We start from the raw sequence: 14,982 nt of genomic DNA on the forward strand, positions 1-14,982 counted from the left end.
AAAATAATGAATAAACAAAGCCAGTTGACTCTCAGCACCCAGCTTAATATTGACCCTAAAAGTATTAGCAGTGCTTCACAACATTCATCAAGCGAGGCACTAAAAATGCTCGCTGATCAGAGTCTAACTGCCCGTAATATCGTGATTAGCAAACACAGTGTGCAGATGGATGTATTAATCAACAATGCATGGCAAACATTGCGTTTATCTACTGAGCAAGAAAATCCCAAAACTGAACGATTCTTATCGGCAAACATCCAATTAAGTAATGATGGCAAAGGGCTCACTATTACACCTCTGCCTATCACAATTACACTGGGTAAAAGTCAGCAAATGCAAGCACTTCTTAACTTGTTCACACAGGGGAATGCAAATACAAACATGCCCTACCCGGCAACTATTGCCAGCAATCAGCCAATATTGCAACTGCCATCACTAAAAACAGAGTTTGCCCTTAACAACACCTTGGCAACACTGTTAAAAACTGAAGCGCCACTCAAAGCAATCTTGTTGCCAGCTACAAATCAGCAAAATAGTTTTAACTTAAACATCATTAATCGCTTTGGGGATTCACTGCATCAACAAAGTGTTAGCCAACAAAAAGTCGCTGATTTAGTCGCTAAACTAGTCCCAGAAATAGACTTAAAACTCACCGGCCAACAGCTACAATTGAGTTTAGCAACCAAACAAAATAGCGAGTTAACGCTGCCACTTGCAGCAATCCCCCCAAAACAAGCAAAACAAATTCAAGCGCATTGGCAATTTAATCCTCATACGCTAAAACTGCTATCACAGCGCGTAAAAGAGACCATTGAACTTGTCAACAAAGCGCCTATACAACATTTGTTATTAAAAAACTCACTCTCAGATACATTTACACATGCTCTTAAAAGCCAACCACTTGACAGTAAGACAACGCCTTTGGCTCCATCAAGTAGTAATGATTCACCAATACGCTCTTGGTTAAAAGACAGTTTTGCCGATTTGAAAACCCGTATTAGTGATGCAGTGCGTTACTTTGAGCGTTTACCAGCAACAACAAAATCAACAGCTAACTTATCTGTTAGTCAAACGCCGGGCATAAGCAACAGTGTAAGCCAGCTAGGGTATAATGCTAAACAAATCAATATAATTAAGCTCGCGTCTTTAGACCCAAATTGGTCGAGGTTAATGCACCCTAACTCGCCTTTAAAACAACAGCCGGGCCCACTTTTGCCTACCATCAATAACAATGTGCAGTTGCCCGCCACAAAGTCTGCTGGCGAACAACCTATGTTGCCTGTCAGCTTTAATAAGTCGGCGCCGCTAATTCAATTGTTTCAGCAACTTAAAGTAAGTCTTGAACCATTAATAAATACGCCCGCAATCAATGACAAAGCAGCACTCATTAGTAGCGCTCAAATAGCCGAAAAGCCTCCTACAACTTCAGCGGCAAATGCTATAAATAAGGCGAACTCTATACCCGCTCAAGCTTCAAACATCGCCACTAATATTGATAACGCAGTATCGAAAGACAATCCAGCGCTTGCAACTAAGGCGATTAAACAAACTGTGAGTGGTGATCAGTTGCAATCCTTAGCGAGAATAAAGGGCGTAATTACAGAGCAAACGACAAATCATTTAAAAGTTAAAGCGGAACTGCCTGCATCAATAACAAATCAGGTTTCTTCTCTCGCTCCTTTTTTAGCAGCAAAAGAGCCTAATTTACGCCAACCCCTACTCGCTATTAGGCCTATTGAAGCTGCACTAATAGCCAAGTTAGTGCCAATGCCACAGAGTCAAAAGCCCACAAGCACGCCACTACCTGTGCAGTTGAGTGAAAAGTTAGTCGCTCTTAGTGAGCAAAGTACGTCTTCTTCTGTTGATCTAAATAGGTTAGTTAATCAAGCATTTAACCGCATGATTTCAAGTCAAAACATACACCCAGCAACGATCGAGCGTGAACTACTAAGTATACTTAGACCAGCATCTTTAACACCACAAAACCAACAAGCAAGTTTTAATCAAGGTCTAGAGCAACTAGCAGTAACCGCTTTGGCTGCACCTATTATTAATCAGGCCCCCACTAATTTAAACTTTAACAACCAAACAGGTCTTGATGCTTTATTGCAAGTGCTAGTACCCAATTTTAAAGCCGTTAATGGCAGTAAGTTACTGGAGCAATTACAACAACCCAATTTGCAAGCCTTAGCGGGTGAGTTAAGCCAAGTAAAGAATACTCTCACGCAAGTACAAACGACGCCGATAAACCAACAGCAAGATAGTAACCCGCTTGCACAATTTTTCTTACCGATGAAACTCCCAGCAGAGGCAGGGCAAACAGAAATCAGCTTAGGCCAATATAAAAAGCCGAGCAAAAACAAGCTTGAAAGTAAAAATGTATGGTTTGTTAGGCTAAACTTTGACTATGCGCAGCTTGGTAAATTACAAGTTACCGCAGAGGTTATGGACACAGCGGTAGATTGCCAATTATTAGCCTCTTCACAAGAGGTCACGGCTCTTGCACATCCGCATTTAGAAACGCTGCGTCATAAGCTAGCAAGCCATGGTCTAAATGTTGGTGAGCTTAATTTGCAACAAGGTACGCCAAGTCATCAAGCCTTTTACAAGTCACATGCGATTATTAACATCAAGGTCTAAATTTTATGAGCGAACAATATCAACATAAATCTGCTATTGGCCTACTTTACGAAGCGGGCAGTTCGCCACGAGTAACCAGTAAAGGCTTTGGTGAACTTGCTGACGAAATTGTTAAACTTGCCGAACAAAAAGGCATTTTAATACATCAAGACGCTGACTTAGCACAAACCTTATCGCACCTTGAGTTAGGTGAAGAAATACCAAAAGAGCTTTACTATGTCATTGCTGAATTAATTGCATTTTCGTATGTATTGCGTGGTAAATTTCCACCGGGTTGGCAAGATTTTCAGGGTAAGCTCAACATTCAAGCTTAGGGCTTAGAAGTGTTCCAATAAAAAAGCGCCTCATTGGGCGCCTTTTTGTTTATGAAGAGACATAAGAAGTTCAGCTTCGGCTCTGGGTAACTCGCATTCACGAATTATTTCTTCTAAATCAGCACCTAGCTCAACCATTTTAACCGCTCGCGAATAGATTTTCGCATTCGGGTCATCATATTTTTGTGCGTCTTGTAGTTGCTCAAGTTCTCTACTTTTTTCTTCAACAGCTACAACACGTTTGCCAATACTGAGCATTCCCGCACGCATTTCTGCAACTTCACTGCGTAATATACTCAATTGTTGTTGAGCATCTTGCAGCTGTTTTTGCTTAGCCTGAATTGCGGCAGCTTGTTTATTGTTATTGACAAAAATAAGCCCCAAACACACTAAAACTAGTAAGATTGAGGCACCAAACAAAGAGTATAACAGCATATAGTTTCCAAGCGTTTATAGTGCGCTCAGCTCGTCCCACTCATCGTCATTTAAAAGCTTGTTAAGGTCTACCAAGATCAATAACTCACCATCACGGTTTGATACACCTTGAATAAACTTAGCACTTTCTTCTGTGCCAATATTTGGCGCACTGTCAATTTCTGAGCTGCGTAAGTAAACCACTTCAGCGACACTATCAACTAAAATACCAATAACTTGTTTTTCAGCTTCGATGATGACAATACGTGAGTTGTCGGTAACTTCTGCGCCCATCAAACCAAAACGTGCACGGGTGTCGATCACTGTTACAACATTACCGCGAAGGTTAATAATACCCAACACATACGAAGGTGCGCCTGGAACAGGAGCAATCTCGGTATAGCGAAGCACCTCTTGTACTTGCATTACGTTAATGCCGTACGTTTCTTCTTCAAGCTTAAAGGTTACCCACTGTAACACTTCATCGTTGCTATCAGCATTTTTATTAGCTGACAGTAGTCTTTCTTCACTCATGCTATTACTCCGTAAAAATAGTTACTGCTCACGGCTGTCTAAGCCCTGCTCTAGCAATTGATATAAATTTTCAACGTCAATCAAGGCGCACATTTTCTCTTTGATAACACCGGCTAACCATGGCCGCTTACCTGATTTTGCTCGCCATTTTACATCTTCTTTTTGAAGCGTAATATTATTTACGAGCTTTTCTGCCAATAATCCCCATTGACTATCACCTAAAGTGATTAAATACTGATAATTTAATGCTTGTTCTAATCTTTCATCATATTTTTCTGGCATAACCCAACGTGCAGTATCAACAACATTGAGCTTTTCATCTCGGTTAAGCATTACGCCTTTAAACCATTTTGGTTTACCAAACAATTGGTTAACCTCTGTCAGTTGATGAATTCCCCCTAATGCTTTTAGTGGTACTGCTAAGGTTAAACCTGCAACTTCAAAAAACAGTGCCTGAAACTCGCCATCAAAGTAATCTTCTTGGCGCTCAGACGATGTCTTAGCAATAATATCTGCATTAGATTCTGCAACTATATCTTTGATATTAGCTTGGTTCTCGGTTTTCTCAAGCTCTTTAGTTGACTCAACACTCGGTAAAGGCGGTTCAGCAGCAATTACTGTGGAGGTAATCTTTTCTTCTTGCTTTTGTTCAGGCTCATTAACCTGCTCGAGTAATTTAGCTACGGGTTCAAGATTCTGCTCGCTAGGTTCATCTTCACACAGCAAAGCACCCAAATATTGGGTCATCACTTTTTCATTAGCAAATAAATGCTTACTCATCATTAACCTTGTGCAACTAAATAATCAAGCAAGGCGCGATAGGCAAATACACCTCGAGAACGAGGGCAAAATTGAATCGGCACTTGTTGTGCTAAACTAGCATCTCTAAATTTTGTATCGACTGGGACAACACCCGACCATACTTTGTCTTTGTAATTATCCTGCAGAGTTTTATACGCTTCAAGTGATGCTTTAGTCCGTTTGTCGTACATTGTAGGAATAATAGTATATTGATACTGCTTTGACTGCGATGTTTGCATTAATTCCATCGTCCGCATCATTCGGTCAAGGCCTTTAAGAGCCAAAAACTCAGTCTGTACTGGCACCAAAATACGCTCACTGGCTGCCAAGGCGTTAACCATCAACACCCCTAGTACTGGTGGGCAGTCAATAATTGCATAGTCATAATGGTCACTAATTTTTGCCAGCGCTTTCTTAAGAATTAAGCCCATACCATTTTTATTACCCATGCTTCTATCAAGTGTCGCAATTGCCATAGTGGCAGGTAAAATATCAAGGTTTTCTAATGTTGAAGGGCATAACGCTTGCAAAATTTCTTCACTTGCCATGCTGTTGCCGCGTGCAAAAATATCATACACGCTAACCTCAAGCTCTTCAGAATCAATACCAAAATAATAAGTTAAAGATGCATGTGGATCGGTATCAATAAGTAAAACACGCTTACCTTGTAATGCAAGAATACCCGCAAGGCTGACAGCTGTTGTTGTTTTCCCTACGCCACCTTTTTGATTTGCTACTGTCCAAACTTTCACATCACACCTTATTATTGTTCATTGCGCGTGGTTATTCGAATGCCACCATGAGGTAATTGAATCACTTTAATGGTGTTATCATTGCTTGGCAACTCAATTTCAGGAGCTTGTTGCTGCGGCTTTTCAGTGTCTTCATCACTAGGGGTTGTCGGTTCTGGTGGTAAACCATATTTAGAAAGCGCAACCACCACTTTACGGTTTTCAGCTCGGCCTTGTTCTGTATCGTTACTCGCAAACGGTGAATATTGTCCGTAGCCTTCAATCGCCATACGTGCAGGGTTGATACCTAAGTTTTCAAGTTCAACTAGCACAGAAGTGGCACGTGCAACCGACAATTCCCAGTTAGAACGAAACATTTCATTGCGAATACCTTCGTTATCGGTATAACCACGTACACGAATATAGTTATCTACAGGGGCAATTATATCTTTGACTAAGCTTACAACTTGCTTGGCTCGTTGCTGAGCCACCGCACTTCCAGAAGAGAACAGCATACCCGAACTCAATTCTATAATTAGCCAATCTTGATGTAACTCAAGACTTGCCTCACCATCGCGAATTTCATCTATCAGTGCAGACTGTAACTTGGTAAGAAGGCTATCGAGTGGTTTACCTAGGTGCTTCTTATCAATATTACTGGTCTCACTTTGCCCATCAAGTAGCTCTGGGCCTTGTTCATCTTTACGGATGCTTTCTCCGTATAAAATATCATTTTCGGGACTGACTCGGTCAGTCAAAATACCCGTGCCGTTGACACCTGTTCCAACTTGCTGCTGCTGACGGGCTGATTTTTCAAAAACTTGTTCAAGAGAATCTGAGAGGATTTGGAAATCTTCATTTTTACTAATTGCGATCGCGTACATCACCACAAAAAACGCAAACATAATAGTCATATAATCTGCGTATGAAACCAACCAACGTTCAGTATGCTGACTTTTTTGAGTGTTTTGACGCAAGCGACGGCGCAACATGATATTACTCGTCAACTAAACTTGGGCGATCAACACGGTACGCCTCAAGTTTAAGTTCAATATTTAGTGGGCTTTCGCCTTGAGAGATTGCAATAATACCTTCAGCAAGTAACTCATGATAAAGCATTTTTTGTTCAATTTGCTGCTTCAGCTTGTTCGCCATAGGTAAAAACAACAGATTTGCTAAGCCAACACCATAAATGGTAGCGATAAAGGCGGTTGCTACACCAGCACCTAGTTTTTCAGGATCAGTAATAAATTGCATTGCTTGTATTAGGCCTAATACGGCACCTAAAATACCGATTGTCGGGCTGTAACCCCCCATCGCTTCATACACTCTGCTAACTTCAAGCAAGCGCTCACGTTCAAGCATTAAGTCGATTTCTAGCGTATCTCTAAGTCTATTCTCATCAATACCGTCGACTAATAAGTTCAACCCTTTTGCCGCGTAGGGGTCTGAATGAGCAAGTGCTTCAGACTCTAATGATAAATAGCCCTCTTGCCTCGCTTTATGTGACCAGCGTTTTACTTGCTCAATGGCGGCGTCGATATCATGATATGGAGGAAAAAAAACCCAATGACTAATTTTAAGTGTTTTTGCAAAAACACTGCCTGGGGTTTGGAGCATCACCGCACCTAAGGTACCGCCAAGTACGATAACTAGCGCAGGCCCGTTGAATAAGGCTGTTACCACTCCTCCTTCTAGCGCATAACCAAAGGCAATTGCGCTGACAGCAACGATTAAACCAAGAAAGGAAAGCTTATCCACAGCCAGTCTCTCGCGTTAAACGAGCCGCAACATCATTTAATGCAAGACTTTCACTGGCAAGGCCTGCATTAGCAACAGCTTGAGGCATACCATATACGACACTCGTTTTTTCGTCTTGAGCCCAAATTGTCGCACCTGCTTGCTTGAGCATGCGGGCACCATCTCGGCCATCAGCCCCCATTCCCGTTAACACGACAGCTAATACATCTGCCCCGTACGCTTTGGCTGCACTGGCAAAAGTAACATCTACACTTGGTTTATAAGTAATACGAGGACTATCGTCTTCAAACACGCGTAGCGTACGTGAGCTGCCACGTCCTTCTACCAGCATTTGCTGACCGCCCGGAGCTAAATAAGCTGTGCCAGCAACCAGTTTATCGCCTTGCTGTGCTTCTTTTACGTTAATTTTACACAAGCCGTTTAGCCGTGCTGCAAATGCCGGAGTAAACGCCGCAGGCATATGTTGGATAAGTAAAATAGGATGCGGAAAATTAGCAGGTAATTGCGTCAAAATAGTTTGCAATGCCACAGGGCCACCCGTTGACGTACCAATTGCGACCAACTGATATTGTTTACCAGAAGCCCGAATGTTACTTGCTGCAGATGGCGATGAAGAGCCCGCAGTCGGTGTTGAACGACTAAAACTGCGATCTGGCTGTACAATACCGCTGCTGCGTGAACTGGTAGAAGTTGACGGTCTTACAACAGGTGCTGGGCGGGTAAATCGAGAGATTCTACGACGGCCAATCTCTTTTACTTTATTTTGTAATAATGCAATTGCATCTTCATTATTACGTGCAATGTCTTCAAATTTCTTTGGTAAGAAATCAAGCGCACCGGCATCTAATGCATCAAGAGTGGCTGTTGCACCATCACGAGTAAGCGATGAAAACATTAAAATAGGCGTGGGTGTGGCTGCCATAATTTCTTTAACGGCACTTATGCCATCAAGTACAGGCATTTCCACATCCATGGTAATTACATCAGGCTTTAGTTCTCGGGCCTTATCAACCGCTTCGCGCCCATTTACTGCAAACCCTATTACCTGAATATTGCTGTCTTGCTCTAATATTTCGCTCACTCTACGGCGAAAAAAGCTTGAATCATCAACAACTAATACTTTGACTGCCATTGGCACTCTCTTGTTATTTATCGTATTTAATGCAGCCTATTGGCTGCAAATTACTATTTCTTATTAGCCAACGTAGTGCTTGAGCATACTCGGTACATCTAAAATTAACGCAATGCCACCATCTGATGTGATTGTTGCACCAGCCATACCAGGTGTACCTTGAAGTAATGCATCAAGAGGTTTAATTACGACCTCTTCTTGACCAATCAATGAGTCAACAACAAACCCTACTTGCTTGGTACCAATTTGCACAATCACCACGTGACCTTCTGCTTTTCGCTCTTGGCGGTTGGCTCCTTTCACTAACCAGTGTTGTAAATAGAAAAGCGGAATCGCTTTTTTACGCACAATAATTGTTAGCTGACCATCAACAACGTTAGTTTTAGTTAAATCAAGATGGAAAATTTCGCTAACACCTGCAAGTGGTAATGCGAAAGTTTGCTCACCAACCACAACCATAAGGGTCGGTAAGATAGCCAGTGTTAATGGCACCTTGATTTCAAGCGCAGTACCTACTCCCAATTCTGATTGGATATTAACCGAGCCATTAAGCTGGGTGATCTTCGTTTTTACTACATCCATGCCTACACCACGGCCTGAAATGTCAGAGATCTCTTCTTTCGTTGAGAAACCCGGTGCAAAAATTAGATTATAAGCCTCGGTGTCAGATAAACGACTTGCTTGATCATGGTCAATAACCCCTTTGCTAATCGCTATTTTCTTCAGCTTTTCAGCATCCATACCTGCACCATCATCACGAATGGTCAGTAAGATATGGTCACCTTCTTGAGATGCCGATAAAGTAACAGTACCTGTGCGAGGTTTACCCGCAGCTTCACGCACTTCTGGCATTTCAATACCATGGTCAACAGAGTTACGCACTAAGTGCACCAATGGATCTGCTAACGCTTCTACAAGGTTTTTATCTAAATCTGTTTCTTCACCAACCAGCTGCAGATTAATATCTTTTTTCAAGCTACGTGCTAAGTCTCGTACTACGCGAGGGAAGCGACCAAATACCTTTTTAATTGGTTGCATGCGGGTTTTCATAACCGCACCTTGCAAGTCTGCTGTAACCACATCAAGGTTTGAAATAGCTTTGCCCATTGACTCACTGTTTGTGTTATTAGCAAGGCTCACTAATCGATTGCGCACTAATACAAGCTCGCCCACCATGTTCATAATTTCATCTAGGCGTTTTGTATCAACACGTACAGTGGTTTCGGCCTGAGGTGGCGGCGCTTTTTTCGGTGCAGCAGCAGACTCAGGCGCTTTAGCTGGTGCAGGAGTCGCTTTACTTGGTGCTGCTGGTTTACTCGGTGCAGCTTGTTGTGGCGCAGCTTTAGCAACAGGTTTCTCTGCTTGCGTTGGTTTCTTTGGCTCTACGTTCGGTGCGGCTGTTGGGGTGCTTTCAAGTGACTTTGGTGCACTCCCTTTGCCATGTAATTCGTCAAGTAATGCTTCAAATTCATCATCACTGATCTCGTCATCACCATCACTACTTACACTGGTGGTGCTAGGAACAGCAGGTTTTGGAGCTTCAGGTTGAGGGGTATCGGGTTGTTTAACTTCACCAAAACTTCCCACACCATGAAGTTCGTCTAATAAGCTATCAAACTCATCGTCGGTAATGTCATCACTATCATTGCTGCTTGAATCGAGAGTTGCAGCTGCAGGTCCTTGACCTTTACCATGTAACTCATCAAGTAAACTTTCAAATTCGTCTTCAGTGATTTCATCAATATTCTGTGAAGCACTCTCTTGGGCTAAACCACCACCATCAAATAGCATATCAAAAGCAAACGGGTCGCTTTCATCAATATTATCAGTGTTTATGTCGGCTGTTACATCAGTGGTATCAACAACAGGTTCTTCTACTACTGGCTCTTCAGGTGCAGGGGTTGTGTCTTCAATAACACTTGTGTCTTCTCCTGCAAGCTCTTCTGCTGTTGGTGGCTGACTTAACTTATGAAGTACATCAAGTAGAGCAGGATCGGCAGGCTCTGGTTGCTCACGATTTTGAATAGTTGAGAACATTTCGTTGATGGTATCAAGAGCTTGAAGAATAACATCCATTAATTCAGGTGTTACACTACGCACACCTTGGCGAAGTAAATCGAAGACATTTTCTGCACCATGACAAGCGTCAACAAGCTCTGTCATACTCAAGAAACCTGCCCCACCTTTTACAGTGTGGAAACCTCTAAAAATTGCGTTAAGTAAGTCTTTGTCTTCTGGGTTGTTCTCAAGCTGAACCAATTGTTCTGACAAAAGCTCTAGAATTTCCCCTGCTTCAACAAGGAAATCCTGTAAAATATCTTCATCGACTTCAAAGCTCATGCAGTTACTCTCCTCTTAGAAGCCCAAACTTGATAATAGGTCATCAACTTCATCTTGTCCTGAGACAACATCATCACGTGACTCTGCATCAATAATTGGCCCTTCAGGACCTGCTAGCGTATCGCTTGTTGCAGGTGCTTGTTCTGTGGCCTGTTTTTCTTGTTTTTGCTGACCATCTTCTTGACTGCCGAATACAGTTAAGAGATTAATTAAACTGTCTTCAACTTCTCGTACTAGTTCAATAACACGGCGAATTACCTGACCAGTTAAATCTTGGTAGTCTTGTGCCATAAGCACATTGGTCATCAAGCCTTGTAATTCATCAGTTTTAGCATGAGAGTTGTTCATGAACTTATCTAAGCTATGGCATAAGGTTTTAAACTCACCAAGCTCAATTTCTCGGTTCATCAATCGATCCCACGTGGGCTTGATTGTTGCAATTTCATCAGCAAGTTGTTGTGCAATAGGTAAACTTGCCTCAACAGCATCCATGGTTTTATTTGCTGCATTTTCTGTCATTTCCATGACATAGTTTAATCGCTGTTTAGCGTCGGGTATCGCATCGGTAGTTAAATCGGCGAGACGAGTATCAAGATCAAAGTTCTTTAACGCTTCATGCAGTTGACGCGTCAATTTACCGACTTCGGCAAACAACTCTGATTGTTCTTTTGATGCGGCTTCAAGAATTAGCTTATCTGCCTTTTCTTGTTCACCTTTTTCAAGATACTCAACAAGTTGACGAGCTTGCTCTAAACTTATATGAGGCGCAGCAGGTGCTGACATAAGCCTCTCCCCTTAGATTAACCTAAACGTTCAAACACTTTTTCCAATTTGGTTTTAAGTGTCGCAGCAGTAAATGGTTTAACAATGTAGCCATTAACACCTGCTTGAGCAGCAGCAACAATTTGTTCTTTTTTCGCTTCAGCTGTTACCATTAAAACAGGAATGTGTTTAAGGCTATCATCGGCACGTATAGCACGTAACAAGTCAATACCTTGCATGCCAGGCATATTCCAATCTGTTACAACAAAATCAAATTCTTGATTTTGTAGCATTGGTAATGCTGTTGAACCATCATCAGCTTCCTGCACATTGGTAAAACCTAAATCCCTTAATAGATTTTTAATGATACGTCTCATTGTAGAAAAATCGTCAACAACAAGAATCTTCATGTTTTTATCCAAAACATCCTCCGGTGAGGTTTGAACCTATATTTACTTACTACTAATTAATCCAGTCATTGATTTTTGCTTTGAGCTTAATCATCGCCTGACCATGTATTTGACTCACACGCGACTCGCTAACATCGAGTATGTGTCCTATTTCTTTCAAGTTCATTTCATCGTTGTAATACAAAGACAAAACAAGGGCATCTCTTTCTGGTAACGATTGGATAGCCGTTAATAGAGACTGGTTAAACCGCTCATTTTTAACGTTATTAAACGGTTTGTCTAGTGCTAAATCATGACCCATTGGTGTTATTACGTCTTCATCAACACCTAAATCCTCGATACCTAATACTTTACTAGAATTAACGTCATGTAGAATATGATGGTACTCATCTAGTGTAATATCAAGTTTTTCAGCAACTTCTGTGTCTTTGGGCTCGCGGTTTAGGGTACTTTCTAATTCAGCAATTGTTTCTGCGACTAGACGTGCATTTCGATGCACAGAGCGTGGTGCCCAATCGCCTCGACGGATTTCATCAAGCATTGCACCGCGAATTCTGATACCTGCAAAGGTTTCAAAACTTGCACCTTTACTAGCGTCGAAGTTTTTTGACGCCTCAATAAGGCCGATCATGCCTGACTGAATTAAATCATCGAGCTGAACACTAGCAGGTAAACGAGCAATCAAATGACACGCCACTTTTTTGACTAAAGAGGCGTGCTTTTCAACAATCGCATTTAAATTCTGTGCTGATTGATATCCCATCGCTTTATTCACCGATGTTGTCATAGTTAGCCGTTTACTAGTTTCTCAATAAAAAATTCTAAGTGACCAGACGGTTGGTTAGGGATCGGCCACTTAACTGCTTTCGTTGCTAATGTTTTAAACGCCACCGCTGCTGGTGAGTTTGGAAATAACTCAACGATAACCTTTTGACGTCGCGTAGATTTACGCATATTTTCGTCATAGGGAATCGTTGCGACTAATTCCATAGAAACATCTAAAAAACGATCCGTTACTTTTGAAAGTTTAGCAAATAATTCTTGCCCTTCACGCATGCTACGCACCATGTTGGCAACAATTTTAAATTTATATACACCATGCTCTCGGCTTAACACTTTAATAAGCGCGTAGGCATCTGTAATTGAGGTAGGTTCATCACATACAACCACAACGACATCTTGTGCTGCACGTGAAAAGCTTAATACCATGTCCGAAATACCTGCGGCGGTATCGACAATTAAAATATCAAACTCGGTGTTTAATTCGCTAAAAGCGCGAATAAGGCCTGCATGCTCAGAAGGAGTTAACTCCACCATGCTTTGCGAGCCAGACGTTGCTGGCACAATTTTAATACCAGCAGGGCCTTCTACAAGAATTTCATCAAGCTCACATTCGCCAGATAAAACATGAGATAAATTACGTTCAACACGTAAACCAAGCATCACGTCGCAGTTTGCCAATCCTAAATCGGCATCCAATACTAATACGCGGTTTCCTTGCTGACCTAATGCAATTGCAGTGTTGAGTGATACATTCGTTTTGCCCACACCACCTTTGCCGCCAGTAACAGCGATAACTTTAACGCCACTATTATTATTTTGATTCATTTTGCGCAGGCCGCTTGCTTGATCTAATACTGTGTTAATCATACATCCCTACTGTGTTCGACGCTACTGCTTGACGTCGTGAATGTTGTGCTTTTGCTCGTTTTAAATACAATTGTTCAGCTTTTTTCACTAGTTTTTCAGCATTCGCTACGCGAATATCTTCTGGAACACGCTGACCATTAGTAAGATACCCTATTGGCAGGCGATTTTGAATCGCTATGCTAATAATCTCACCTAAACTCAACGATTCATCCAATTTAGTGAAGATACAGCCACTTAGCTGAACCTTTTTAAAGTGTCTTACGGTTTCTTGTAGCACATTAATTTGTGCTGTAGCACTCAACACTAAATAACTACGAATATCAACTCGCTGATTACGCATTAAGGTATTAAGTTGCTCAGTTAAGCGTAAATCACGTTGGCTCATACCTGCAGTGTCTATTAATACTAGACGCTTATTTCGTAAATGGTATAGCACTTCAGCCAATTCATTGGCATCTTTTACTTGCTTCACACCACAACCAATAATACGGCCATAAGTTGCAAGTTGCTCGTAGGCACCAATACGGTAAGTATCAGTCGTGATAAGCGCCACTTTATCGGCACCATATTTTTGTGCACCAAGTGCTGCGAGTTTTGCAACAGTGGTTGTTTTACCAACACCTGTAGGGCCAACTAAAGCGAATACACCACCTTGACGCAGGATTTCGTTATTCGTTGTATGCATTTGGTTTTCAACCATTTGCAGAAGTGCTTGCCAAGCTTGTTGACGTGATACATCGTCAGGAATAAAACAGGCCATTTGCTCTGCAACGTCACGCTCAATACCCATACCAGCTAAACGGTCAATCATACACGCACGAGTCGGATCGCGACGCGCCATATCTTGTTGCATTAAGCCTGATACTTGATGTTCAAGTAATTGACGAATGGCATTCATTTCTTCGCGCATTGTCGCAATTTCAGATTGGTTTGCCGGCGCTGCTTGTTTGCGCTCTGTAGGTGTATCAAGATCATCAAACCCTGAGTCTAAGTCATCATCAAAACCTAAACTGTGCGCTTGTGTTTGCATACGTGGAGCAGCTTGCTCTTGATAGCGTGGTTTTGGAGCATATTCAGGACGAGGTTGATCATAACTTTGCTCTTTAGGTTGATAGTGTTCACTCGTATCAATACCTGACTGACTGAACATTGACGCCAGCTCTGGCGAACGAGGGCGTGGGGCTTGACGCTCTAGTAACGCTTGTAAGCTATCGGCAACTTTTGCTTGCGGCTCAGGCTTGGCACGCATTGGCTCAGGTTTGACGAAGTTATGCTGTGGCGCAGGTGCTGATTGCACTGGCGCTGGGTTTGCTTCTGCTTTCGGGGCTGCTTTGTCATAATCAACAGCTGCAACGATTTCAACGCCGTTGGCTAGCTTTTTGTTTGACATAATTACCGCATCAACACCTAACTCGTCTTTCACTTCCTTGAGTGCTGTACGCATATCTTTGGCAAAAAAACGTTTAATTTTCATGGTTCAACCCCTTTACTAT

The 14,982-nt window shown here is 42.1% G+C and carries 15 protein-coding genes; 2 read left to right on the forward strand and 13 right to left on the reverse strand.

Translation table 11 applies throughout. From position 1 onward, the window contains the following. Positions 1–6 precede the first annotated feature (6 nt). On the forward strand, positions 7–2,640 hold the full coding sequence (locus NH454_RS01370; RefSeq protein ID WP_235382068.1) for a flagellar hook-length control protein FliK: 2,634 nt from the start codon (positions 7–9) through the stop codon (positions 2,638–2,640). A 5-nt stretch (positions 2,641–2,645) separates the two neighbouring features. Next, the gene (locus NH454_RS01375) at positions 2,646–2,954 is read left to right on the forward strand and encodes an EscU/YscU/HrcU family type III secretion system export apparatus switch protein (protein ID WP_135923886.1); all 309 of its coding nucleotides are present in this window, start codon (positions 2,646–2,648) and stop codon (positions 2,952–2,954) included. Between the two features lie 30 nt (positions 2,955–2,984). Here NH454_RS01375 and NH454_RS01380 read toward each other — a convergent pair whose 3' ends face one another. The 13 genes from NH454_RS01380 to flhF form a co-directional block, all read right to left on the reverse strand. Next, the gene (locus NH454_RS01380; RefSeq protein WP_135923880.1) at positions 2,985–3,389 is read right to left on the reverse strand and encodes a DUF2802 domain-containing protein; all 405 of its coding nucleotides are present in this window, start codon (positions 3,387–3,389) and stop codon (positions 2,985–2,987) included. Positions 3,390–3,404: 15 nt separating this feature from the next. Beyond that, positions 3,405–3,902, reverse strand: a complete 498-nt coding sequence (locus NH454_RS01385) for a chemotaxis protein CheW (protein ID WP_054553251.1) — start codon at positions 3,900–3,902, stop codon at positions 3,405–3,407. A 21-nt stretch (positions 3,903–3,923) separates the two neighbouring features. Next, positions 3,924–4,682, reverse strand: a complete 759-nt coding sequence (locus tag NH454_RS01390) for a chemotaxis protein CheW (protein WP_199527888.1) — start codon at positions 4,680–4,682, stop codon at positions 3,924–3,926. Positions 4,683–4,684: 2 nt separating this feature from the next. Then, entirely contained in the window at positions 4,685–5,455 is a 771-nt protein-coding gene (locus NH454_RS01395; protein WP_135923878.1) for a ParA family protein, read from the reverse strand. Positions 5,456–5,466: 11 nt separating this feature from the next. After that, positions 5,467–6,426: a flagellar motor protein MotB gene (locus tag NH454_RS01400; protein ID WP_135923877.1), complete on the reverse strand. Its 960-nt coding sequence runs from the start codon at positions 6,424–6,426 to the stop codon at positions 5,467–5,469. Between the two features lie 4 nt (positions 6,427–6,430). Then, a complete protein-coding gene (locus NH454_RS01405) occupies positions 6,431–7,195 on the reverse strand; it encodes a flagellar motor protein (RefSeq protein WP_135923876.1) in 765 nt (254 codons plus the stop codon). Beyond that, a complete protein-coding gene (locus tag NH454_RS01410; protein WP_199527889.1) occupies positions 7,188–8,327 on the reverse strand; it encodes a chemotaxis response regulator protein-glutamate methylesterase in 1,140 nt (379 codons plus the stop codon). The genes NH454_RS01405 and NH454_RS01410 overlap by 8 nt, the downstream gene beginning before the upstream one ends. 63 nt (positions 8,328–8,390) lie before the next feature. Further along, entirely contained in the window at positions 8,391–10,667 is a 2,277-nt protein-coding gene (locus NH454_RS01415) for a chemotaxis protein CheA (RefSeq protein WP_235382070.1), read from the reverse strand. 15 nt (positions 10,668–10,682) lie between these two features. Continuing rightward, positions 10,683–11,450: a protein phosphatase CheZ gene (locus NH454_RS01420; protein ID WP_138557430.1), complete on the reverse strand. Its 768-nt coding sequence runs from the start codon at positions 11,448–11,450 to the stop codon at positions 10,683–10,685. A gap of 17 nt (positions 11,451–11,467) precedes the next feature. Continuing rightward, on the reverse strand, positions 11,468–11,851 hold the full coding sequence (gene cheY, locus NH454_RS01425) for a chemotaxis response regulator CheY (protein ID WP_016708035.1): 384 nt from the start codon (positions 11,849–11,851) through the stop codon (positions 11,468–11,470). Between the two features lie 40 nt (positions 11,852–11,891). Then, positions 11,892–12,602, reverse strand: a complete 711-nt coding sequence (locus tag NH454_RS01430) for an RNA polymerase sigma factor FliA (RefSeq protein ID WP_135926251.1) — start codon at positions 12,600–12,602, stop codon at positions 11,892–11,894. A gap of 26 nt (positions 12,603–12,628) precedes the next feature. Continuing rightward, the gene (locus NH454_RS01435) at positions 12,629–13,489 is read right to left on the reverse strand and encodes a MinD/ParA family protein (RefSeq protein WP_135923872.1); all 861 of its coding nucleotides are present in this window, start codon (positions 13,487–13,489) and stop codon (positions 12,629–12,631) included. Next, positions 13,482–14,963 carry a flagellar biosynthesis protein FlhF gene (flhF, locus tag NH454_RS01440; RefSeq protein WP_135923871.1) on the reverse strand — a complete coding sequence of 494 codons (1,482 nt, stop codon included), beginning with the start codon at positions 14,961–14,963 and terminating at the stop codon, positions 13,482–13,484. The genes NH454_RS01435 and flhF overlap by 8 nt, the downstream gene beginning before the upstream one ends. Between the last annotated feature and the right edge of the window lie 19 nt (positions 14,964–14,982).

Origin of the sequence: Pseudoalteromonas sp. Ps84H-4, from assembly GCF_024124645.1 — a bacterium.
Lineage (GTDB): Bacteria > Pseudomonadota > Gammaproteobacteria > Enterobacterales > Alteromonadaceae > Pseudoalteromonas > Pseudoalteromonas lipolytica_C.

Bases quoted from the DNA above. Each gene is read 5' to 3' on its own strand.
- NH454_RS01370 (WP_235382068.1), top strand. From the start codon at position 7: ATGAATAAACAAAGCCAGTTGACTCTCAGCACCCAGCTTAATATTGAC.
- NH454_RS01375 (WP_135923886.1), top strand. From the start codon at position 2,646: ATGAGCGAACAATATCAACATAAATCTGCTATTGGCCTACTTTACGAA.
- NH454_RS01380 (WP_135923880.1), bottom strand. From the start codon at position 3,389: ATGCTGTTATACTCTTTGTTTGGTGCCTCAATCTTACTAGTTTTAGTG.
- NH454_RS01385 (WP_054553251.1), bottom strand. From the start codon at position 3,902: ATGAGTGAAGAAAGACTACTGTCAGCTAATAAAAATGCTGATAGCAAC.
- NH454_RS01390 (WP_199527888.1), bottom strand. From the start codon at position 4,682: ATGAGTAAGCATTTATTTGCTAATGAAAAAGTGATGACCCAATATTTG.
- NH454_RS01400 (WP_135923877.1), bottom strand. From the start codon at position 6,426: ATGTTGCGCCGTCGCTTGCGTCAAAACACTCAAAAAAGTCAGCATACT.
- NH454_RS01410 (WP_199527889.1), bottom strand. From the start codon at position 8,327: ATGGCAGTCAAAGTATTAGTTGTTGATGATTCAAGCTTTTTTCGCCGT.
- NH454_RS01415 (WP_235382070.1), bottom strand. From the start codon at position 10,667: ATGAGCTTTGAAGTCGATGAAGATATTTTACAGGATTTCCTTGTTGAA.
- NH454_RS01420 (WP_138557430.1), bottom strand. From the start codon at position 11,450: ATGTCAGCACCTGCTGCGCCTCATATAAGTTTAGAGCAAGCTCGTCAA.
- NH454_RS01430 (WP_135926251.1), bottom strand. From the start codon at position 12,602: ATGGGATATCAATCAGCACAGAATTTAAATGCGATTGTTGAAAAGCAC.
- NH454_RS01435 (WP_135923872.1), bottom strand. From the start codon at position 13,489: ATGATTAACACAGTATTAGATCAAGCAAGCGGCCTGCGCAAAATGAAT.
- flhF (WP_135923871.1), bottom strand. From the start codon at position 14,963: ATGAAAATTAAACGTTTTTTTGCCAAAGATATGCGTACAGCACTCAAG.